Genomic DNA, 22,523 nt, shown 5'->3' with positions numbered 1-22,523 from the left:
CGTAGGGGCCGTACGAAGTGCCCGGGACCGGCACGCAACACCCTGTCATTTTTGGATTAGCCTGTCCTTACTTGGCTTGAAGGCGGCGGGAGGGCGGGAGACGCATGGGCACGGTCACCGAGCGGGTCGCGGGACCACCGAAGGCAGCGCCACGGCCGCCCGGACGGCGGTTACCCGCGCGGGCGTCGGGGCTGGCCGGCTGGCTCGCCGTCCTCTTCGTCGTCCTCCTCGCCTCCGTGGCGATCGGCACCAAGGACATCCCCCTGGCGACGGTCCTCGACGCCCTCGTCGACCACGACGGCAGCAGCCCGGACCAGGCCCTCGTCCGTGAACTGCGTTTGCCACGAACCGGGTTGGGCCTCGCCACCGGAGCGGCCCTGGGTCTCGCCGGGGCGCTGATGCAGGCACTGACCCGCAACCCGCTGGCCGATCCGGGCATCCTCGGGGTCAACTCCGGTGCCTCGGCGGGCGCGGTGCTCGCCATCGGCTTCGCGGGGTTCCAGCACTTCAGCGGGTATGTGTGGTTCGCGCTGGCCGGGGCCGGGCTCGTGTCGGTGATGGTGCATCTCATCGGCTCGGCGGGGCCGGGCGGCGCGACCCCGATCCGGCTGGTGCTGGCCGGGGCCGCGCTGTCGGCGGCGCTCACGGCCCTGGTGACGGCGGTGCTGCTGATGCGGCCGGAGGTGTTCGACGCCTTCCGGTTCTGGACGGTGGGATCGCTCGCCGGGCGGCAGGCGGACACCCTGTGGCAGGTCCTGCCGCTGCTGCTGGCCGGAATGCTGCTCGCCCTGGCGCTCGCCCGGCCGCTGGACGCCCTGACCCTCGGCGACGATGTCGCGACCTCCCTCGGGGGACGGCCCGCCCGGACCCGGGTGGCCGGGGTGCTGGCGGTCACCCTGCTGTGCGGGGGCGCGACGGCGGCGGTCGGCCCGATCGCCTTCGTCGGCCTCGCGGTCCCGCATCTGGCCCGGCGGCGGTCGGGCCAGGACCACCGCTGGATCCTGGCGTACTCGGCGGTGCTGGGAGCGGTGCTGCTGCTGGCCGCGGACGTGCTGGGCCGGGTGCTGACCCGGCCGGGCGAACTGGAGGTCGCGGTGGTGACGGCGTTCCTCGGGGCGCCCGCGCTGATCGTGCTGTCCCGACGGAACCGGAGGTCCGGGCGATGACCGCCACCGCCTCGCGTACGCGCACCCGCACTCCGAAGCAACGCCCCCTGCGGACCCGGACCCTGCGGACCCGCCGGTTCTCGGTACGGGTCCGGCCACGCGTCCTGGTCGTGGGCGCCGCCCTGCTCGTGGTGACGGCCGTGGTCTTCGTCCTGGCGTGCGTCACCGGGGACTTCGGGCTCCCGATGCCCGAGGTGCTGCGGGTGCTCGCGGGCGGCGGCGAGCCCGGGGCCCGGTTCATCGTGGTGGAGTTCCGGCTGCCGCGTGCCGTGGCGGGGCTCCTGGTGGGCACGGCTCTCGGGGCCTCGGGCGCGCTGTTCCAGTCCGTGACCCGCAACCCGCTCGGCAGCCCGGACGTCATCGGCTTCGGCAGCGGCGCGGCGACCGGGGCGCTGATCGCCCTCCTGATGTGGCACACGAGCGCCCTCGGGACCTCCGTCGCCGCGGTGGCGGGCGGGGCCGTGACGGCGGCGGTGGTGCTGCTCATCACCTGGCGCGACGGGCTGCACAGCCAGCGGCTGATCATCGTCGGCATCGGGATCGCGGCGATGGCGACGGCGGTCAACGCGTGGCTGCTCAGCCGCTCCCGTGTCCAGGAGGCCGAGGTGGCGCAGCTGTGGCTGACGGGCACGCTCAACGGCCGTACGTGGGACCAGGTGGCCCCGCTGGCGGTCGTGCTGGCGGCGCTGCTGCCGCTCGCGGTGGCGCAGAGCCGGGGGCTGGGGCTGCTGAGCCTCGGCGACGACACGGCCGAGGCGCTCGGCACCCCGCCGCGGCCGACCCGGGTCATCGCCATCGTGACCGGGGTGGCCCTGATCGGCGCCTCGACGGCGGCGGCGGGCCCCATCACGTTCGTCGCGCTCGTCGCTCCGCAGATCGCCCGCAGGCTGACCCGCGCGCCCGGCCCCGGGATCGCCACGTCCGCGCTGACAGGCGCGCTCCTGCTGACGGGCGCGGATGTGGCGACGCAATGGGCGCTGCCGTCGGTCGAGGTGCCGGCCGGTATCGCGACGGGTCTTTTCGGCGGGGCGTATCTGGCCTGGCTGCTGACCCGGCGCGGTGGACCGCGTGACTGACATCCCCCCTGCGCGGTAGACCACTTGACGGATATTAGGTAAGCCTTGCCTATTAATGACTGCCTGTCGTAAAGTCGCCCCCGGCGGCCCGCAGTGCGAGGGCGGCCGTGTCACGACGATCCGGGGCTGTGGGCACGGGGATGGGGAGAACGACATGAGGCGCGCGAACGGCACCAGAACGGCGGCGGCCTTACTGACCGTCGGACTGCTGTGCACGACGGCGACGGCCTGCGGTGCGTCGGACGACAGCGGCGACGGCGAGACGAAGTCGACGGCGAAGGCGTCCGCCGGGGCGGACGGCGGCGACGCCTTCCCGGTCCAGGTGAAGCACTCCCGGGGCACCACCGAGGTCTCCTCCGCCCCCAAGCGTGTCGTGGCGCTCACCACGATGGACCTGGACGCCGCGCTCTCCCTGGGCGTGACCCCGGTCGGCGCGGGCAAGGACCCGTTCGCCCCCAAGGGCATCAGCCCCTGGCTGACGGACGAACTCGACCCGGCCGCGACCGAGTTGTTCAGCACGACCCCGGACGTCTCCTACGAGAAGGTCGCGGCGCTGGACCCCGATCTGATCCTGGCGACCGGGGACTACGCGATCGGCGACCACTACACGCAGTTGAGCAAGATCGCCCCGACGGTGGCCCCGCAGAAGTCCGCCGCCGAGGACAGCTGGCAGACCCGGGAGAAGCAGATCGGTTCCGCCCTCGGCAGGAGCGAGGACGCCGAGCGGCAGATCGGTGTGGCGGAGGCCGCGATCTCGGCCTCCGCGACCAGGCATTCCGGACTCAAGGGCAAGACGTTCTCGGCCTCGTTCGGGTACTCCCCGACCCAGATCGCCACCCTGGCCTCCCCGAAGGACTTCGCCGTGAAGTTCCTCGAAGCGCTCGGCCCCAAGGTGACACCGTCGCTCGCGGGCACCGAGAAGACCGCGACCAAGGTGCAGCCGGGCATCCTGAGCCCGGAGCAGGCCGAGAAGCTGTCGGCCGATCTGGTGGTGATCGGCTTCAACTCCCCGCAGGTGCGCAAGGCCCTGGAGGCCAACCCCGCGTTCACCGAGGTGAAGAAGTCCGGCACCTACCAGGCGGTGAACAGCGAGACCATCACCCTGCTGCGCAATCCGTCGATCCTCGGCATCCCCTGGCTGCTGAAGGAGCTGGACCCCGCGCTGGCGAAGGCGGCCAAGTGACCCGCACCGCGGCACACGTACGCGCACCCGGGGGCACGGCACGGCCCTGACCCGTACGCGGACCGACCCCGTGTGCGGGACGACCCCGCACACGGGCCCATGACAGCCGTGGGCCCGGACCACACGCATGCCGTATGGCCCCGGTGACACGGCGATCGATGGACAGGACCTGGTTCCCCCAGCACCGGAACCGGGTCCTGTTCGCTGTCCGGGCCCCGAGGTGAGGGCGCCACGACCCCGCACGGATCACGAGCCGCCCGCCCCGGGTACCGGCCCCGGCACGCACAACACCCGGACCACCGACCAGGCGTCAGGCACACAGCAGCACCCCGGGTACAGGTACGGCACGCGGACCGAGGCAGCGCACGGCCGGGTGAGCGTCGCGCGCACAGAGCGGACGCACCTCTGACGGACCGCGCCCGTCGGGACGTACCGCGCGAGGACCGGACATGCCGAGGAGACATCTCCGCGGCCGTCGGCCGTCGCCGACGACTGCGCGCGTACTGCCCGGCGCCGTCGGCGGAGCCGGGTACGGGTCTTCCGGCGGGCCGTGCCGGAAGGGTGAAGCGCTGTCGCGATCCGTCCGCGGAGGGTTGGGGCGCGGGGGACGGCGACGAACGGGGCGCGACCGGCGGGCGGTCATGGGCGGGACCGCCGCCGGGGCGGGGCGCTGATCCTGGGGAGGTACCGGAACTCCGGGCGAACGGCTGGTCTGCGCGCGACGGCCCCTTCCAGGTCGGCCGCGCGGTCGTACCGGCGCTGGAAGTGCGCCGTCGCGTGGGCCGCGTCGCGTCGAAGGGCCGTCACGGCAGGTGTGACCACCCTCGACGCCGGAATAGTATGGTAAGCCTAACCTCTTTTCAACTCGCTGTCATTAAGTGCCCGGAGGCCCCCGGACCGGCTCCTCCGTGAGTCGCGCGCCCCTGCGAGCGCCCCCCGAAGGCGGGCCCCGGGCGCTCCCGGGGGCGGGCCCTGGGCACCGCCCCGCGGTCGGGGACAATGGGGGGCATGGCTGACACGCCCCCTGATCCCCCGCACCGGCGCCCGGAGCTGAACGCCCGGCTGAGGGTGCCCAAGCTCGGACGCCCGTCCCAGGTCGGCCGGCGTTCCATCGTGGACGCCGCCGTCGAGGTCGGCTTCGACGAGCTGAGCGTGAGCGCCGTCGCGCGGCGCCTCGGGGTGAAGCACTCCACCCTGTACCGGTACTTCTCCAACAAGGAGGAGCTGATCGCCGCCGCCGCGGACCAGGTGGTCGCCGGGGCCGACTGGCCGTCGCCCTGCGCCGGCTGGCGGCCGTATCTGCGGGCCGTGGCACGGGCCGCCTTCCGGCTGTTCGAGGAGCACCCGGGGCTGGCGACGCATATCGCCGCGCTGCGGGTGGGGGTCCGGGAGTTCGCCCGGCAGGGCGCGCGGACCACGGCGGTCCTGGTCGACCTCGGCTTCGACCCCGAGGCCGCGGCCCTGGCCCAGGACCTCGTCAACGAACAGGTGCTGCTCCACTTCCTCACGGGGCAGCGGACCGGCCGGCCCGCGACCGACCCCGAAGGGGTGGCGGAACTGCGCCGCGCGATGCTCGACGACATTCGGGAAGTGACCGATCCGTCGATCGAGGCGGCATTCACCCGCATCCTCAACGGATCGTCGGCGGACTGGTTCGGCCGCAAAATCGAGGTGCTCCTCGACGGAATTGCCGCCTCCGCCCCCGCCTCGGCACCGGCTGTCTGATCCGGTTCCGCGCGCCGGCCGTCCGATCCGGCTTCGCGCGCCGGGTGCCGGATCCCGCTTCCGTCAAATCGCGTACGGGGCACGGAAATGCGGTCTTGCGTGAAAAGGCGACCTGCGCCTAGGCTGGCGTCCGCTATCGGGTTCAGCGCGGTATGGAAGACCGTGCGGGAATCCGTGGCCGAACTCAGCACGCCATGAATTGCCCGGGTCCACACGCTTTCCCCGAAAGCCGCGGGCCGGTGGCACACCGTGCACGGCAGGTGTGACGGTCAGGCGTTTCCGGCCGCCTCCTTCGGGGCCGTTCGACCGGCGATTTCCCTAGGTGCGACGTCGTCGTTCTCCCGTCACCGTCCGCCCTCTCCCCCGCGCGTCCGCCTGGCTCCCACCCATGGCCCGGCGCGCTTCGTGCCGTCCTTCGACGCTGCTTCCAGCCCAGAGCCCTGACCGAACGCCGGCGAAAGGTACAGCCATGCCCGAAAAGAACGACACGCCCGCGCCCCGTACCGTCGCCCGGTCGCTCGCGGAACTGAACGGCGACCCGAACGCGATCCTCAAGGCGTACGCGGCCGCTGCCCCCTTCCGGGCCGCGACCGCCGAGGAACTGACGACCCCGGACAACCCGTACCGCCGCCCGGTCCGGCCGGACGACCTCGGCTGGCTGGACTACTCCAAGGTGCTCCCGGCCGATGAGCAACAGCTGCTCAGCGGGCTGCTGGGGCACCGGATGCTGCGCAACGCGTACGACGCGGAACACGGTCTGCTGCCTCCCGACGGGAACGCGGCCGCGCGGGCGGACGGGGCGGTCTTCCACGCGCCGGACACCCGGCTGCTCGCGGCGCTCGCCCGGCCCGTGCTCGAACACCATCTCTTCGGCTTCCTGGAGGAGGGCCGGGAGCCGCTCGCCGCGCCCACGGTGGACGCCGTCAAGGCCGGGGTGCGGGCGTACCGCGACGGGCTGCGCGACGAGCCGCCGACGGCGTTCGCCACCGCCACGAGCGTCAAGGACGCACACGGCGCGGGCGTCTATCTCCTGTTGCAGCTGGGCGCCTTCCTGCCCGCCGCGTACACCGCGGTGGCGCGGGGCGCCCTGGCCGAGACCGGGGCGGCGCATCCGGGGCTGCGCCCCTTCCTGCTGTCGGTGTGGCAGCGCTGGACCGAGGCCGCCGACGACTACCGGGCGCTGTGGACCGGGGCGGGGCTGAGCCCGTCCGCCACCGCGCACTGGCAGTTCCTGCTGGGCTCCTCGCTGGCGCGGGGCAACCATCTGCTGGGGCTGGGGCTCGACGGCGGCAGGCCGGGCCGGCTGCTGGGCGCCCTCGCGCAGTTCCTGATCGAGCGGGAGACGACCGCGGCCCCGCTGGCCGCGACGCTGCGCGACACCCTGGGCCACGCTGTCCCGTACCCCCGCCCGCCCGCCGCGGGTACGGCCCTGGAGCCGGACGACCTGGTGGACCGGCTGCTGGGCCCGCTGCCGGAACTGTTCGGCGAGTCCTTCGTCGTCGCGTTCCACGAGGGGTTCACCGACGCCGTCCGCTACGCCCGTGCCTGGGACGCCGATCTGACGGCGCAGCTCGCCTGGGCGGACCGCGTGGACGACTTCAAGACGTACGCCGAGCGCATCCAGGACCATCTCACCACGGAGCACATCGAGGTCGACCTCGACACGTTCGTGGAGAGCCATGAGGAGACCTCGACGACCCATGTGCACGACGACCACCGGCTCGTGATGGTGGAGAGCGGTCAGATGCACTTCTGGCACAACGTCACCCACCGGATCGCGCTGTCCGAGGGCGACAAGCTGCTCATCCCCACCTCACGGCTGCACGGTTCCGTCGTGCTGTCGGGTACGTGCGTCTACCACCAGCCGATCATCCCCGAGGACATGTTCCAGAAATTCACCACCGACTGAGGGGAATTCGTCCTCCGCTGCTCGGCATCCGTGACGGGATTTGATCGGAGTATGAATTCGCCATGCCCTCAAGCACCCCCGCGAACCATTCAGGAATGAAGTCCGGAAACATCCGGGAGAGCGAGCCGGAGAACAAGTTTCAGCACGCACGCGATTCCTTGCTCGCCACGCTCCCCGAACTCACCATCGGTGAAATACCGCACTGGGGCCCGCGGAGCGCGGAAGGTCTGCTGTCGACCGTGGTCTCGCAGGAGCACCCCTTCCCCTGCACCTTCGCGGTGGCCGCGGCACGCAAGAGGACCCTGCGGTTCGGCTTCGTCGACGGCGCCGGGGACCGCGGCGACTGGGCGGCGCTGCCCGATCTGCTGCGCCGCTATCTGGAGGGCTACCAGGCCCTCGGCAAGGACACCTCGTTCGTGGTGTTCTTCCGGCCCGAACCCGGCGGTGCCGCGCTGCCGCTGGACGGCTTCCGGCAGCGGTTCTGGGACGTGCTCGGCTATCTCGCGGACAAGGACAGCAGTCCGTGGCCCGCGGAGCTGCCGACCGACCCCGACGACCCGCTGTGGGAGTTCACCTTCGGCGGGGTGCCGATCTTCGTCGTCTGCAACACCCCGGCGCACGGGGAGCGGCGCAGCCGGCATGCCGCGGACTTCATGATCACGTTTCAGCCGCGCTGGGTGTTCGAGGGGCTGGAGGCCGACTCCCCCCGGGGCGCCGCGGCCCGCCGTACGATCCGGGCCCGGCTGCGGGCCTACGACACGGTGCCGCCCTCCCCCGCGCTCGGCAGCTACGGCGACACCGACAACCGCGAGTGGCGGCAGTACTTCCTTCCTGATGCCGACGACGGCCCGCCGCAGGCGTGGGAGCGCTGTCCCTTCCTGTCCGCGCGAACGCTTCCCGGGCCGGCCGCGCGGGCTCCCCGGCGGCCGGACACCCCGGACCATCAGGCGGTGCGCAACGACGCCGGCCGGTTCTCCGTATGGCCGTCCGGGCGGCGTCCGCCCGCGGGCTGGAGTGCCGTGGGACCGCCCGGGACCCGCGCGCAGTGCCTGGCCAGGGCCGCGGAACTGTGGGGGGAGCGGCGGTGAGCACCGACGACGAGCGGTACGCGCCCTTCCCGCTCACCGACACGCAGCGGGCGTATCTGCTGGGCCGGGGCGACATGTTCGCGCTGGGCAATGTGTCCACCCACGCGTACTTCGAGTTCGACGGCGATCTGGATCCGGAGCGGTTCGCGACCGCCTGGCGGCTGCTGGTCGAACGGCACGACATGCTGCGGGCCGTGATGCTGCCGGACAGCATGGAGCAGCGGGTGCTGCCGGACGCGCCGCCCTTCGTGCCCGATGTGGTGGATCTGCGGCGGCTGTCCGTGGCGGCGCGCGAGGCGGAGCTGGCCGCGTTGCGTGAGCGGCTGTCGCACGAGGTGCGGCCCGCCGACCGGTGGCCGCTGTTCGGGGTGACCGTGGCGCGGCTGCGGGACGACCTGGTGCGGGTGTTCATCGGCTTCGACGGGCTGGTCTGCGACTTCGCGAGCTGGCATGTGCTGTCCGGGGAGCTGTCCCTGCTGTACACGGACCCCGGGGCCGTGCTGGAGCCGCTCAGCGGTTCGTTCCGTGAGTACGTGCTGGCGGAACGGGCGCTGCGTGACGGGGAGGAGTACCGGGAGGCGGAGGCGTACTGGCACAAGCGGATCGCGGAGCTGCCGCCGCCGCCCCGGCTGCCGCTGGCCGCCGACCCGGGACAGCTGGCGCGGTCGCGTTTCGTGCGGCGGGAGGCGGAGCTGCCTCGGGCGGACTGGGCGCGGCTCACCGCGCGGGCCAGGTCCGCGGGGCTGACCCCGTCGGCCCTGCTGCTCGCCGTGTTCGCGGAGGTGCTGGCGGCCTGGAGCGAGGAGGCCCGGTTCACGGTCAATGTGCCGCGGATGAACCGGCTTCCGTTGCTTCCGCGGGTGGAGCGGCTGGTCGGGGAGTTCGCGTCGTTCTCGCTGGTCGAGGTCGACAACCGGGCGCGGGACACCTTCGAGGAGCGGGCGCTGCGTATCCAGCGGCGGTTGTGGGAGGACCTGAGCCATCATCAGGTGTCGGGTGCGTGGATGCTCCGGGAGCTGGCGCGGCTGCACAACAGCATGGACCGGGCGCGGATGCCGGTGGTGCTGACCAGCACGCTGGCCTGGGCCGACCCGGAGGGCACCGCCCTGGACCGGATCTGGACCCAGGTGCACGGGGTGTCGCAGACGCCTCAGGTCTTCCTCGATGTGCAGCTCGACGAGCGGCAGGGACGGCTGGTCTACAACTGGGACTCGGTCGACGAGCTGTTCCCGGCGGGGATGCCGGAGGCCATGTTCGAGGCGTTCCGGGCGCTGCTGGAGCGGCTGGCGCACAGCCGGTGGCGCTCCACCGGGCTGGAGGTGCTGCCGCCGGACCAGCGTGCCCGGCGGGAGGCGGTCCGGGGCCGTCCGAGGGAGCTGCCCGCGGTCCCGGCGCACGCGGCGTTCCTGCGGCGTGCCGCCGAGGACCCGGGACGCACGGCGGTCGTGACGTCCGCCGGGGAGCTCGGGTACGGGCGGCTGGCGCGGCGGGCGGCGGGGGTCGCGAGCCTCCTCACGGACGGCGGCCGCGGGCCCGGGCCGGTGGTGGGGGTGCTGCTGGACAAGGGCCAGGAGCAGGTGGTCGCGGTGTACGGGGTGCTGCTGGCGGGCGCCGCGTATCTGCCGCTGGACCCGGCGATGCCCGAGGTGCGGCTGCGGGCCGTGCTGGCGGACGCGGGGGTGGACACCGTGCTGGTCCGGGGCGGCGGACCGCACGGCGGGCTGCCCGAGGGGGTGCGGGCGGTCGCGGTCGACGGGGAGCTGCCGGACGTACCGGTGCCGGTGGTGGAGGAGTTGCCGCAGGGGCCCGGGGATCTGTTGTACGTGCTGTTCACGTCGGGTTCGACGGGCACGCCCAAGGGGGTGATGGTCGAGCACGCGGGGATGGTCAACGCCCTGCGGGAGACGGAGGAGACCTTCGGGGTCGGGCCGGACGACACGGTGCTGGGGCTGACCGCGCTGCACCACGACATGTCGGCGTTCGACCTGTTCGGGGTGCTGGGTGCCGGGGGCACCCTGGTACTGCCCGATCCGGGCGCCGAGCGTGACCCGGCGCACTGGGCGGAGCTGCTGCGCCGGCACCGGGTCACCTTGTGGAACAGCGTCCCGGCGATGCTGGAGATGATGCTGGACGACCCCGGTGCGGCCGGGGCGCTGGCCTCACTGCGGCTCGCGTTCACCGGAGGGGACTGGATTCCGCCGGAGTTGGTGCGGAGCCTCGCCGAACTGGCTCCGAACGCGCGGCTGGTGGGCGTCGGGGGTCCGTCGGAGACGACGCTGTGGAACATCTGGCACCCGGTGGACGCGCTGGACCCGGCGGTGCCCGGGGTACCGTACGGCAAGCCGATCGCCAACACCGCCTATCACCTGCTGGACGAGCGGCTGCGGGACCGACCCGACGGGGTCACCGGGGAGATGTATGTGTCGGGGGTGGGGCTGGCCCGCGGCTACTGGCGGGACACCGAGCGCACCGCGGCGGCGTTCCTCGTCCATCCCGACACCGGTGAGCGGCTGTACCGCACCGGGGATCTGGGCCGGTATCTGCCGGACGGGGCACTGGAGTTCGTGGGCCGGGCGGATCTCCAGCTGAAGGTACGCGGGCAGCGGATCGAGCCCGCCGAGGTCGAGGCGGCGCTGGCGCTGCACCCCGGGGTGGCGCGGGCGGTGGTCACCGGGGTACCGGCGGACGGCGGACGGCGCGGGTACAAGGCGCTGGCCGCCCATGTGCTGGGCTCCGGCGGCGGCCCCGATCCCCGGGAGCTGCGGGCGCATCTGCGGGAGCGGCTGCCGGAGCACATGGTGCCGGCCGCGTTCCTGCGCGTCACGGCGTTCCCGCTGACCGCCAACGGCAAGGTCGACCGGGCGGCGCTGACCGAGGCGGCCGGACGGGCGGCGCGGCCACCGGCCGGGCCGCCGCAACCGGCCGGGCCGGCCGGCGGGCCGCTGGAGCTGCTGCTGGCCGAGGAGTGGTCGCGCGCGCTGGGTGTCGACGGGGTGGGGCCCGACGAGGACTTCTTCGCACTGGGCGGCGACTCGCTGCTCGGCGCCCGCATCCTCACCCGGCTGCGCGGGATCTTCGCGGGCGAACGGCTCACCGCCCGGACCCTGTTCGAGACGCTGACGGTCACGGGTATGGCCGAGGCCCTGCGCGGCGCGGAGTCCGCGCCGGGCCGCCTCGACCTGGTCGCGCGGCTGCACCGGACGGTGTCCGCGCTGTCCCCGGAGCAGACGGCCGCCGCCCTCGACGAACTGGGGCGGTCATGACGGCATCGGGGCCCGGCGACGGGCGGACGGCACGGCGAGCGGAGGGACGGACGGACATGGGCGGACAGGACGGAGCCGGGGACGGTGGTCTCGGGCCGGAGCAGCAACGGCTGATCCGGTTGCTGCTGGAGCGGGAGGGCGGCGCCCCGGCGGAGTCCGGCATCCCGCGGCGCGGCGACGACGGTCCGGCCGTGCTGTCGTCGGCGCAGTACCGCATGTGGTTCCACCAGCACGCGCAGCCGGACAGCCCCGCGTACAACCTGGCGGTCGCCGCCGAGCTGACGGGGCCGCTGGACCCGGCGGCGCTGGAGGCCTCGTTCGCGGCGGTCGCGCGGCGGCACGAGGTGCTGCGCACGGTGTACCGGCCGGGGCCGGACGGCACCCCGCTCCAGCATGTCCTGGTGTCGGCGCCGCCGCCGTTCTCGGTGGTGGACGTCACCGCGGACGCGCTCGACGCGGCGGCGTCGGCGTACGCGGCGCGGCCCTTCGACCTGGCGGTGGCGACACCGCTGCGGCTGCGGCTGTACCGGCTCGCCCCGGAGCGTCATGTGCTGCTCGTGGTGCTCCATCACATCGCCTGCGACGATCTGAGCTGGGCCCCGCTGTTCGCCGGGGCCGCCGCGGGCTACCGTTCCGCGCTGCGCGGGGAGACGCCGCCCGCACAGCCGCTGCCGGTGCAGTACGCGGACCACGCGGTCCATGAACAGCGCCGCGAGCACAGCGGCACGGCGTTCTGGCGCGAGCGGCTGACGCCCGTCCCGGTGCCCGCCGCGCCGATGCCGGATCTGCCGCGCCCGGCCCGGCCGGGACCGGCCGGGGCGCGGGTGACGCGTCCGCTGCCGGCCGCGCTCCACAAGGGGCTGGGCGCGCTGGCGAGGGCGGAGGCGGCGACCCCGTTCATGGTGGCGTTCGCCGGATATCTGGTGCTGCTGCACCGGTACACCGGGCAGAGCGATCTCGCGGTGTGCACCCCGGTCGTCGACCGGGAGGACCCCTCGCTGCGGGACCTCGTGGGGAACTTCGGCAACAGTCTGGTGCTGCGGGCGGAGGTGTCCGCCGACGACGACTTCCGGACGGTGCTGCGCCGGGTGAAGGCGGAGTGCCTGGCCGCGTACGCCCATCAGGACGTGCCGTTCGAGCGGGTGGTGGAGGCGGTCCGGCCGCAGCGCAGCGCGGGCCGCCATCCGCTGGCGGACACGATGTTCTCGCGCCGGGTGGCGGGTCTGGGCGCGCTGGAGCTGCCGGGTGTCGAGGTGCGGGAGCGGCAGGTCCACAACGGCACGGCCCGCTTCGACCTGGCGGTGGAGGCCGTCGACGACGGAAGCACCACCGTACTCGGTGCCACGTACCGCACCGAGTTGTACACCGGCACCACCGCCGGGGCGCTGCTCGCGCATCTGGAGACCCTGCTGGCCGGTGCGGTGGCGGACCCGGGGCGGCCCGTCGCGGAGCTGCCGTTCCTGCTCCCCGGGGAGCGGCACAAGGTCCTGGTGGAGTGGAACGACACCGACCGTCCGGAGCTGCTGGCGCCCGCGACCCTGCACGGTCTGGTCGAGGACCAGGTGCGCCGTTCACCGGACGCGCAGGCGCTGGTGGCCGACGGGGTGCGGTGGTCGTACGCGGAGCTGGACGCGGCGGCCGACCGGCTCGCGGCCCGGCTCGGCGCGCTGGGCGCCACGGCCGGGCGGCTGGTCGGTATCCATCTGGAGCGGTCGGCGGATCTGGTGGTGGGGCTGCTCGCGGTGCTCAAGTCGGGTGCGGCGTTCGTCCCGCTGGAGCCGTCGTGGCCGCCGCGCCGGGTCGAGGAGGTGGTGAGGAACGCGTCGCCGGTGGCCGTGCTGTCCCGGGACGCCGACGGCTGGGGTCCGGTGCCCGCGGTGGACCCGTCGGCGGAGCCCGGCGGCTCCGTCCCCCGGGGACCGGCCGCCACCGTCACCGCGGACGATCTGGCGTACGTCATCTACACCTCGGGCTCCACCGGGTCGCCGAAGGGCGCGATGCTGGGGCACCGGGGGATCTGCAACCGGCTGCCGTGGCAGGCGGAGCTGCTGGGGCTGGGGCCGGGTGACGCGGTGCTGCACAAGGCGCCGCTGGGCTTCGACATCTCCGTCAACGAGATCTTCCTGCCGCTCGTCTGCGGGGCGCGGCTCGTGCTGGCGCCGCCCGGCGCGGACAAGGACCCGGACCGGCTGATCGGGCTGATCGCCGACGAGGGCGTCAGCTTCGTCTATGTGACGTCCACGATGCTCGACGCGATGCTGGTCCGGCCGGACACCGGGCGGGCCGCGCGGACGCTGCGTCATGTGTGGTGCGGCGGCGAGGTGCTGACCCCGGAGCTGTTCGACCGGTTCCGGACCCGGCTGCCCGACAGCACGATGTACCACGGCTACGGGCCCGCCGAGACCACCATCGGGGTCAGCTGCGAGGTGTACCGGGGGGCGGACGCCCGGACCGGGATCACCATCGGGCGGCCCAACCCGAATGTGCGGATGTATGTGCTGGCGCCCGGTCAGCGGCCCGTACCGCCCGGTGTCCCGGGGGAGATCCATGTGGGCGGGGTGCAGGTCGCCGAGGGCTATCTCGGTGATCCGCTGCGGACGGCGGACCGGTTCGTGCCCGATCCGTTCGGCGGCGTTCCCGGGGCGCGGCTGTACGCCACCGGGGACCTGGGCCGCTTCCGGCACGACGGGGTGATCGAGTTCCTGGGCCGCGCGGACCATCAGGTGAAGATCCGCGGCTACCGGATCGAGCTGGAGGAGGTGGAGTCGGTGCTCGGCCGCCATCCGGCGGTGCGCCAAGCGGTGGTCCTGGTCCGGGAGGACACCCCGGGCACCCAGCACCTGGCGGCGTACTGCCTGGCGGCACCGGACCGGCCCGCGCCCGGTGAGCAGGAGCTGCGGGTGTGGGCGGCGGAGCGGCTGCCGGAGTACGCGGTGCCGCACTCCGCGCAGGTGCTGGCCGAGTTGCCGCTGATGCCGTCGGGCAAGGCGGACCGGGCGGCGCTCGCCTCGCTGCCCGCGGCGGCCCCGGTCGTGGCGCCGTACGTCCGCCCCCGGGAGGGGCTGGAGCAGGCGGTGGCGGCGGTCTGGGCACGGGTGCTCGGGGTGCCGGAGGTCGGCGCCCGGGACAACTTCTTCGATCTGGGCGGGCATTCGCTGCTGACCCTGCGGGTGCAGGCCGCGCTGGAGGCGGAGCTGGGGCACCGGGTACGGGTGGTGGACCTGTTCTCCCGTCCGACGGTCGCCGATCTGGCGGCGCTGCTCGCCGCGGCCTCCGGTGACAGCGGGTCCGGCGGCGTGGACCGGGCGGTACGGGAACGGGACGAGGAGCTGGCCCGCCGTCGGCGGGCGGCACGGTCAGCGGGGGCCGCACGCCGGACCCGCGCCAGGGAGGGACGGCCGGATGACTGAGCGGCACGACGACGAGGGGCCCGACCCGCGGTTCAGTGTGGCCGTCATCGGGCTGGCGGGGCGGTTCCCCGGCGCGGACGGCACGGGCGAACTGTGGCGGTCGCTGCTGGCGGGCGACGAGGGGATCACGGTCCTCGACGAGGCGCAGCATCTGGCCGCCGGGGGTGATCCGGCGCTGCTCGACGACCCCTACCATGTGCGGGCCGTCGCGGAGATCGCCGGACTGGACCGGTTCGACGCGGAGTTCTTCGGCTACTCCCCGGCGGAGGCCGCGCTGCTGGACCCGCAGCAGCGGATGTTCCTGGAGGTCGCCCATCACGCGTTCGAGGACAGCGGCTATCCGCCGGGCGGACATCCCGGGGCGGTCGGTGTCTACGCCGGTTCCGGACCGAGCCGGTACTTCACCACGAACCTGGCGCCCTGGTACGCGGGCCGCCCCGGTTCGCTCGACCACACGGCCGCGCTGTCCGCCAACTCGGCGGGCACCCTGCCCACCCGCGTCTCGTACCTGATGGGGCTCACGGGCCCCAGCATCAGCGTGGCGACGGCCTGTTCGACGTCGCTGGTGGCGGTGCACCTCGCCTGCCAGGACCTGCTGGCGCAGCGCTGCGATCTGGCGCTCGCGGGCGGGGTGGCGCTCAATCCGCACGCCCGGCTCGGCTACCGCTACGTCCAGGACGGCCCGTACTCGCCGGACGGCAAGGTCCGCGCCTTCGACCGGCGGGCCGCCGGGATGCTGCAAGGGGACGGCGCGGGGGTCGTGGTGCTCAAGCGGCTCGCGGACGCGCTGGCCGACGGGGACACCGTCCGGGCGGTCGTCCTCGGTTCCGCCGTGAACAACGACGGCGACCGCAAGATCGGGTTCACCGCGCCGAGCACCACCGGGCAGACGGAGGTGATCGTGTCGGCGCTGCTGGAGGCCGGGGTGTCCCCGGCGTCCATCGGGTACGTCGAGGCGCACGGTACGGGCACCCCGGTCGGCGACCCGATCGAACTGACCGCGCTGCACGACGCGTTCGAGCGGGCGGGCGGCCATCCGGGGGGCTGCGCGATCGGGTCGGTGAAGACCAACATCGGTCATCTCGACGCGGCGGCGGGCGTGGCGGGGCTGATCAAGACGGTGCTGGCGCTGGAGCACGGCACGATCCCGCCCACCCTGCACCTGGACGAGCCGACCGAGCTGTTCGACTGGGCGGCGAGTCCCTTCGAGCCCGCGGTGACGGCCCGTCCGTGGCGGGTGCCCGGCCCGCGGCGCGCGGGTGTCAGTTCCTTCGGGATCGGCGGCACCAACGCCCATGTCGTCCTGGAGCAGCCGCCGTCCGCGCCGCCGTCCGCGCCCGGCCGGGAGCACACACTGCTGACGATCTCGGCGCGCACCCCCGCCGCGCTGGACGAGACGGCCCGTCTGCTGGGCGAGCGGCTGGCGGCCGGACCGGCGCCGCGGCTCGACGACATCGGCCACACCCTCGCCGCCGGCCGCACCGCGCACCCCTACCGCCGCGCCTTGGTCGTACGGTCCGCGGACGAGGCCGCCGAGCGGCTGCGGGAGACCATCGGGGCCGCCGCGGAACCGGCGCGGCAGCGGCCGGTGGCGCTGCTGCTGCCGGGCGGCGGTGTCCACTACGACGGGATGGGCCGGGGTCTGTACGCGACCGAGCCCGTGTACCGGGAGACGATCGACCGGTGCGCCGGGATCCTGCGGCCGGTGCTGGGCCGGGACATCAGGGACGCGCTCCTGGCGGAGGCCGCCGCCTCCCGGGACGGGGGCGAGCACACCGCCCTGCTCGACGGGACCGCCACCGGTCACCGCGCGGCGTCGTTCCCGGCGCTGGTGGCCACCGAGTACGCGCTGGCCCGGGTGCTGGAACAGCGTTACGGCGTGACCCCGGTGGCGCTGCTCGGGCACAGCCTCGGCGAGTACACGGCCGCCTGCCTGGCCGGGGTGATCGCCCTGGAGGACGTACTGCCGCTGGTCGCGGAGCGGGAGCGGCTGTTCGCCTCGGTCGGCGGGACCAGTCTGAGCGTGCGGCGGGGCGAGGACGCGGTGACGCCGTTCCTCGCGCCGGGCCTCGCGGTGGCCGCGGTCAACGGCCCGGACGCCTGCACGGTCTCCGGGCGGACCGACGCGGTGATCGCGCTGGAGGCCCGGCTGGCCGCCGCCGGGGTGGACCATCACCGGCTGCGGGTGCCGGTGGCCGTGCACTCCCCCGTCCTGGACCCGGTGCTCCCCGAGTTCCGGGACCTGGTGGCGGGCATCCGGCTGAGCAAGCCCCGGGTCCCGTACCTGTCGAACGTCACCGGCACCTGGATCACCGAGGAGGAGGCCACCGACCCCGAGTACTGGGTGCGGCACAGCAGGCGGACCGTGCGGTTCGCGGACGCGCTGCGGACCCTGGGCGACGCGGCCCGGCCGCCGGTGCTGCTGGAGGCCGGTCCGGGCGGCGGGCTCGGCAAGCTCGCCCGGACCGTACTGGGTCCGCGGGTCCCGGTGGTGGCCGCGCTGCGGCACGCCTACGCCGAGCAGGACGACGGGTCGTTCCTGCTGGGCGCGCTGGGCGCGCTGTGGTGCGCGGGCGCCGAGCCGGATCTGCCGGCCCTGTGGCGCGGGACCCGTCCGCGCCGGGTCCCGCTGCCCGGATATCCGTTCGCCCGCTCCCGGTTCTGGATCGACCCGCCGGGCGGGGGCCCGGTCAGCGGCGGCCCGGTGCCGTCGTACACCCCGGCGGACGGCGGCTCGCCGCCGGTGGCGGCGGTCGGCACGCGATCCCGGTCCGGTCCGCCGGACGACAGCCCGCTGGGGCGGGTGACCCGGCTCTGGGAGGAGTCGCTGGGCGTCACCGGTATCGCGCCCGACCAGAACTTCTTCGACCTCGGCGGCGACTCGATGCTGCTGATGCGGCTGACCGGGCAGGTACGGGACGCCCTGGGCGTCGACCTGTCGGTACGCCGTCTGTACGTGGGCGACCGGCTCACCGTGGCCGGATTCCTCGCCGAGGCCGCCGAGGCCGCCGAGCACAACCGGACCGGGCCCACCGGGACCGGGCCCGCTGACGCCGGGACGCCCGCCGGAGCGGCTGCCGGTCAGTCGTCCCCCGCCGACTCCCCCACCCTCTCGCCCGCCCCTTCCCCCGACCCTTCAGCAGCAGCATCAACAGCAGCTCCTCCGAACGGACAGGACGAAGAATGAGCCAGGAAACCCCCGCCCTCCCGCCCCGACTGCGTCTGATCGAGATCATCTCCGCGGGCTGGGTCTCCGCCGCCGTGTCGGCCCTCGCCGAACTGGGCGTCGCCGATCTGCTCGACGAGCCGCGGACCACCGCCGAACTGGCCGAGGGCAGCGGCACGGACCCCGACGCGCTGGAGCGCTTCCTGTACGCCGCCGCCACCGCCGGGGTGGTGCTCGCCCGGCCCGACGGCCGGTTCGCGCTCACCGAGGTAGGCGCCGTGCTGCGCTCCGACCATCCGACGAGCATGCGCGAGATGTGCCGCCTCACCGGGATGGAGGAGTTCGCCCGGACCTGGGCGAACGCGTCCCACACCGCGCGCACCGGCACGCCCGCCTTCGACGCGGCGTTCGGCCGCTCCCTGTGGTCGCACATGGGGGACGGGGAGAACGCCGAGTTCTCCGGGGTGTTCCACCGGGCGATGGCCGAGTCCGCCGCCGCGCACACCGTCAGCTCGGCCTACGCCTTCCCCGACGACGCGCATGTCGTGGACGTCGGCGGCGGCCGGGGCGCGATGCTCGCCCAGCTGCTGACCGCGCGTCCCGGGCTGACCGGGACGGTGTTCGACCTGCCGGGCGCGGTGACCGGCGCGGCGAAGGTGCTCGCCGACGCGGGGGTCTCCGCCCGGGCCACCGTCACGGCCGGCAGCTTCTTCGACGGGGTTCCCGAGGGCGGCGACGTCTATCTGCTGAGCCGGGTGATCGGCAACTGGAACGACGAGGACTCGGTACGCATCCTGCGGGCCGTGCGCGCGGTGATGCGGCCGACGTCCCGTCTCGTGATCGTCGGCCATATGCCGACCGGCGAGGACCGCACGCACTACGTACGGGCGCTGGACCTGTACATGTTCGTCCTGCTCCAGGCGCGGCTGCGTACCCCGGAGCAGTACCGCGAACTCTTCGCGCGGGCCGGTCTTGAGCTGTCCCGCACGGATCTGCGGCCCGACAGCGAGTCCCTGGTCGAGGCCCGGCCGGTCTGATCCCCGGCCCCTGCGCCATGACAGGCCCCGCACATCAGACACCGGTGGAAGGAGCAGCGATGCCGAACAGCACCGTGGCCGAAGGATTCGTTCCCTGGCCGGCCGGCTTCGCCGAGCGGTACCGCGCGGCGGGCCACTGGCGCGGTGTCCCGCTGGGCGGGCTGCTGCGCGAGGCGGCCGGGGCGCACGGCGAGCGGATCGCGGTGGCCGACGAGCACAGCCGCTGGTCGTTCACCGCGCTGGACGACGCGGCCGACCGGACCGCCGCCGGACTGCGCTCGCTCGGTGTCGCGCCGGGCGACCGGGTGGTGGTGCATCTGCCGAACCGGACGGAGTTCGCGGTGCTGTGCTTCGCGCTGTTCCGGCTCGGCGCGCTGCCGGTCCTCGCGCTGCCCGCGCACGGCCGGACCGAGATCCGGTATCTGAGCGAGCTGTCCGGGGCCGTCGCCTATGTGGGTACGGGCGGTGCGCGGGCCCCGGACGGTCCGCCGGTCACCGAGGGGCTGCACGAGGCGTGTCCCTCGGTGCGGCATCTGGTGACCGTCGGGGAGGCGGGCCCCGGCGAGGTGCCGTTCGGCTCGCTCACCGCGCACGAGCCGCTGGCCGGGCCGGACCCCGACCCCTCGGGGCCCGCGCTGCTGCTGCTGTCCGGCGGTTCCACGGGGCTGCCGAAGCTGATCCCGCGCACCCATGACGACTACGCGTACAACGCGCGCACCATGGCCGCGTGGTGCGGGCTGACGCCCGACGACACATATCTGGCGGTGCTGCCGGTCGGCCACAACTTTCCGCTGGCGTGCCCGGGGCTGCTCGGCGCGATCGTCGCGGGCAGCCGGACCGTGCTCACCGAGGTCGCGAGTCCGCCGGAGGTCTTCCCGCTGATCGAACGGGAGCGGGTGACCGTGACCGCGCTGGTGCCGCCGCTGGCGGCGCTGTGGACGAAGGCCGCCGCCTGGGTCCCGGCGGATCTGGGCAGTCTGCGGCTGGTGCAGGTCGGCGGCGCCCGGCTGCCGGAGGCGACGGCCCGTGCACTGCCCGGCGCGCTGGGCTGCGGGCTGCAACAGGTCTTCGGCATGGCGGAGGGGCTGCTGTGCGCCACCCGTGCCGACGACCCGCCGGAGGTCGTGGCCACGACCCAGGGGCGCCCCGTCTCGCCCGACGACGAGATCCTCGTCGTCGGGGAGGACGGCGCCCCGGTGCCCGACGGGACCACCGGCGAACTGCTCACCCGGGGCCCGTACACCCTGCGCGGCTACTACCGAGCCGAGGCGCACAACGCCGTCGCGTTCACGCCCGACGGCCACTACCGCTCCGGTGATCTGGTGCGGCGCACGGCGGCGGGCGACCTCGTCGTCGAGGGCCGGGTCAAGGAGCAGATCAACCGCGGCGGGGAGAAGGTGTCCCCGGAGGAGGTGGAGACGCATCTCCTGAGCCATCCGGCGGTGGACGCGGTGGTGGTGGTCGGGGTCCCCGACGACGTGCTCGGGGAACGGGTGTGCGCCTGGGTACGGCCCGCCCCGGGCACCGATCCGGCGGCGCTGACCGCGCCGGTCCTGGCCGACCATCTGCGGGCCGCGGGACTGGCCGCGTTCAAACGGCCCGACCAGGTGGAGACCGCCGGCGGCTGGCCCGTCACCGGGGTCGGCAAGGTCGACCGGCGGGCCCTGACCGCGCGGGCCGCCGAACGGTCCCGCACCACGCACCGACCGCACCAGCCCCCCTCGAAGGCCGAGCGACGGAGTCCCGCATGACATCATCCCCGCGGCTTTACCACACCCTCTCGACACCTGTGCCCGGTGATCCGCTGACGGTCGCCGTCCGCCTCGCGATGCGGGCCGCGGACACCCCCCATGTGCTGTACGAGCGGCACGGGACCTGGTCCGTCGCGGTGGGCGCGGCGGCCGAGCTGACGGTCACCCCGGCCGAGGTGCGGCTGAGCGCGCCGGACGGGGAGCGCACCGCGCCCTGGGAAGGACATCCCGGGCCGGTCGTAAGGCAGTTGCTGGCCGGGCTGCCGTTCGAGGACTGGCGCGCCTACGGCACGGCCGCCTTCGAACTGGCCTACGCGGGTACGCCGTCACTGGCTGAACTCCCACGCGACCAGGTGCTGTTGCGGCTTATCGTCCCGGCGGTGGAGACCCGGATCACGGACGGCACGGCCGTGATCCGGGCCCTGGACCCCGAGGCGGCCGAGCGCACGGCGGCGGCCCTCGACCCGACCGCGATCGAGGTCGGCCGTACGGTGCCGGTGGATCTGGCGGGCGAGGACTCCGAGCTGTACCTCAAGGCGGTCTCCAGCGCGGCGCAGGAGATCCGGGAGGGCCGGGACGGCAGCCCCCGCAAGGTGATCCTGTCGCGTTCGGTGCCGGTCCGGGAGCCGGTGGACATCGCCCGCACCTATCTGCTGGGCCGCTCCCGCAACACCCCCGCCCGTTCGTTCCTGCTGGGTCTGGACGGACTGCGGGCCGCCGGGTTCAGTCCGGAGATCGTGCTGGCCGTCGACCCCGGCGGACGGGTGCGGACCCAGCCGCTGGCCGGGACCCGGGCGCTGACCGGGGAGGCGGGCGAGGACGACCGGCTGCGCCGGGAACTGCTCGCGGACCCGAAGGAGTTCTACGAGCACGCGGTGACGGTCCGTACGTCGTTCGGCGAGCTGGCGGACATCTGTGTCCCCGGCTCGGTGGCGGTGCACGACTACATGTCGGTCAAGCCTCGCGGCACGGCGCAGCACCTCGCCTCGGAGCTGGCGGGGACGCTCGCCCCGGGCCGCGACGGCTGGGACGCCCTCGCGTCGCTGTTCCCCGCGGTCACGGTGTCCGGGGTGCCCAAGTCCGCGGCCAACGTCTGCATCCGGCGGCTGGAGCGCGATCCCCGGGGGCTGTACGGCGGCGCGGTGCTCACCGTCGACCAGGACGGGTCGTTCGACGTGGCGCTGGTGCTGCGGTCCGTGTATCAGCGGGGGGAGCGCACCTGGCTGCGGGCGGGGGCCGGGATCGTCGGGCAGTCGCTGCCGGAGCGGGAGTTCACGGAGACCTGCGAGAAGCTGCGCAGTGTGTCCTTGAGCGTGGTGGCGGCCCAGGCACCCGGCGTGGACGCGGCGGCACCGGACCGGGCGGACCGGGACACGGGGCTGAGCGTCGAGCGGATGCGGGCGGACATCGCGGAGGCGCTGCGCTGCCCCGTCGAACTGGTCGATGACGAACGGTCGTTGATCGCGCAGGGGCTCGACTCGGTGGGCCTGATGACGGTCGCCAGCAAGTGGAGCGCCTTCGGGGTACGGCTGAAGGTGGCGGACCTGGCCCTGGAGCCCACGCTGGCCGCCTGGGGGGAACTGGTACGGGCGCAGCGGGACGGTGGCACGCCACGGTCGGCGGTCTGACCGCCCAGGTGGCGCCGGACGGCCCGACTCGTGCCGCACCGCCCAGGTGATGCCGAACCGCCCAGGTGGTGCCGATGGCCCGGCGCGGCGATCGCGCCGGGCCATCGGACCGGCCGGACCC

The 22,523-nt window shown here is 74.2% G+C and carries 12 protein-coding genes; all 12 read left to right on the top strand.

What is annotated here, in order from left to right:
* The first annotated feature begins 104 nt into the window (after positions 1–104).
* Positions 105–1,166, top strand: coding sequence for an iron chelate uptake ABC transporter family permease subunit (locus tag OG711_RS35480; RefSeq protein ID WP_329562795.1), 1,062 nt, complete (start codon positions 105–107; stop codon positions 1,164–1,166).
* A complete protein-coding gene (locus OG711_RS35475) occupies positions 1,163–2,242 on the top strand; it encodes a FecCD family ABC transporter permease (protein ID WP_329562793.1) in 1,080 nt (359 codons plus the stop codon). Before OG711_RS35480 ends, OG711_RS35475 begins: the two co-directional genes overlap by 4 nt.
* A 154-nt stretch (positions 2,243–2,396) precedes the next feature.
* Positions 2,397–3,425, top strand: coding sequence for an ABC transporter substrate-binding protein (locus OG711_RS35470; protein ID WP_329562791.1), 1,029 nt, complete (start codon positions 2,397–2,399; stop codon positions 3,423–3,425).
* Between the two features lie 1,008 nt (positions 3,426–4,433).
* Positions 4,434–5,150, top strand: a complete 717-nt coding sequence (locus tag OG711_RS35465; protein WP_073788844.1) for a TetR/AcrR family transcriptional regulator — start codon at positions 4,434–4,436, stop codon at positions 5,148–5,150.
* A gap of 469 nt (positions 5,151–5,619) precedes the next feature.
* Positions 5,620–7,059, top strand: a complete 1,440-nt coding sequence (locus tag OG711_RS35460) for a cupin domain-containing protein (RefSeq protein ID WP_329562787.1) — start codon at positions 5,620–5,622, stop codon at positions 7,057–7,059.
* 95 nt (positions 7,060–7,154) lie between these two features.
* Positions 7,155–8,147: a YqcI/YcgG family protein gene (locus OG711_RS35455; RefSeq protein WP_329562785.1), complete on the top strand. Its 993-nt coding sequence runs from the start codon at positions 7,155–7,157 to the stop codon at positions 8,145–8,147.
* A complete protein-coding gene (locus OG711_RS35450; RefSeq protein WP_329562783.1) occupies positions 8,144–11,410 on the top strand; it encodes a non-ribosomal peptide synthetase in 3,267 nt (1,088 codons plus the stop codon). The genes OG711_RS35455 and OG711_RS35450 overlap by 4 nt, the downstream gene beginning before the upstream one ends.
* Before the next feature lie 56 nt (positions 11,411–11,466).
* Complete coding sequence (locus OG711_RS35445; RefSeq protein WP_329562782.1) at positions 11,467–14,820, top strand: non-ribosomal peptide synthetase; 3,354 nt, start codon at positions 11,467–11,469, stop codon at positions 14,818–14,820.
* On the top strand, positions 14,813–18,007 hold the full coding sequence (locus OG711_RS35440) for a type I polyketide synthase (protein ID WP_329562780.1): 3,195 nt from the start codon (positions 14,813–14,815) through the stop codon (positions 18,005–18,007). The genes OG711_RS35445 and OG711_RS35440 overlap by 8 nt, the downstream gene beginning before the upstream one ends.
* Positions 18,004–19,023 carry a methyltransferase gene (locus OG711_RS35435; protein ID WP_329562779.1) on the top strand — a complete coding sequence of 340 codons (1,020 nt, stop codon included), beginning with the start codon at positions 18,004–18,006 and terminating at the stop codon, positions 19,021–19,023. Before OG711_RS35440 ends, OG711_RS35435 begins: the two co-directional genes overlap by 4 nt.
* Positions 19,024–19,082: 59 nt before the next feature.
* Positions 19,083–20,774, top strand: coding sequence for a (2,3-dihydroxybenzoyl)adenylate synthase (locus OG711_RS35430; protein ID WP_329562777.1), 1,692 nt, complete (start codon positions 19,083–19,085; stop codon positions 20,772–20,774).
* Complete coding sequence (locus OG711_RS35425; RefSeq protein ID WP_329562776.1) at positions 20,771–22,402, top strand: salicylate synthase; 1,632 nt, start codon at positions 20,771–20,773, stop codon at positions 22,400–22,402. The genes OG711_RS35430 and OG711_RS35425 overlap by 4 nt, the downstream gene beginning before the upstream one ends.
* Positions 22,403–22,523 lie beyond the last annotated feature (121 nt).

Source organism: Streptomyces uncialis (assembly GCF_036250755.1).
In the GTDB taxonomy this organism is placed as follows: domain Bacteria; phylum Actinomycetota; class Actinomycetes; order Streptomycetales; family Streptomycetaceae; genus Streptomyces; species Streptomyces uncialis.
The sequence above is the reverse complement of the archived record's forward strand: the minus strand, read 5'-3'. Positions and strand labels throughout refer to the sequence as shown.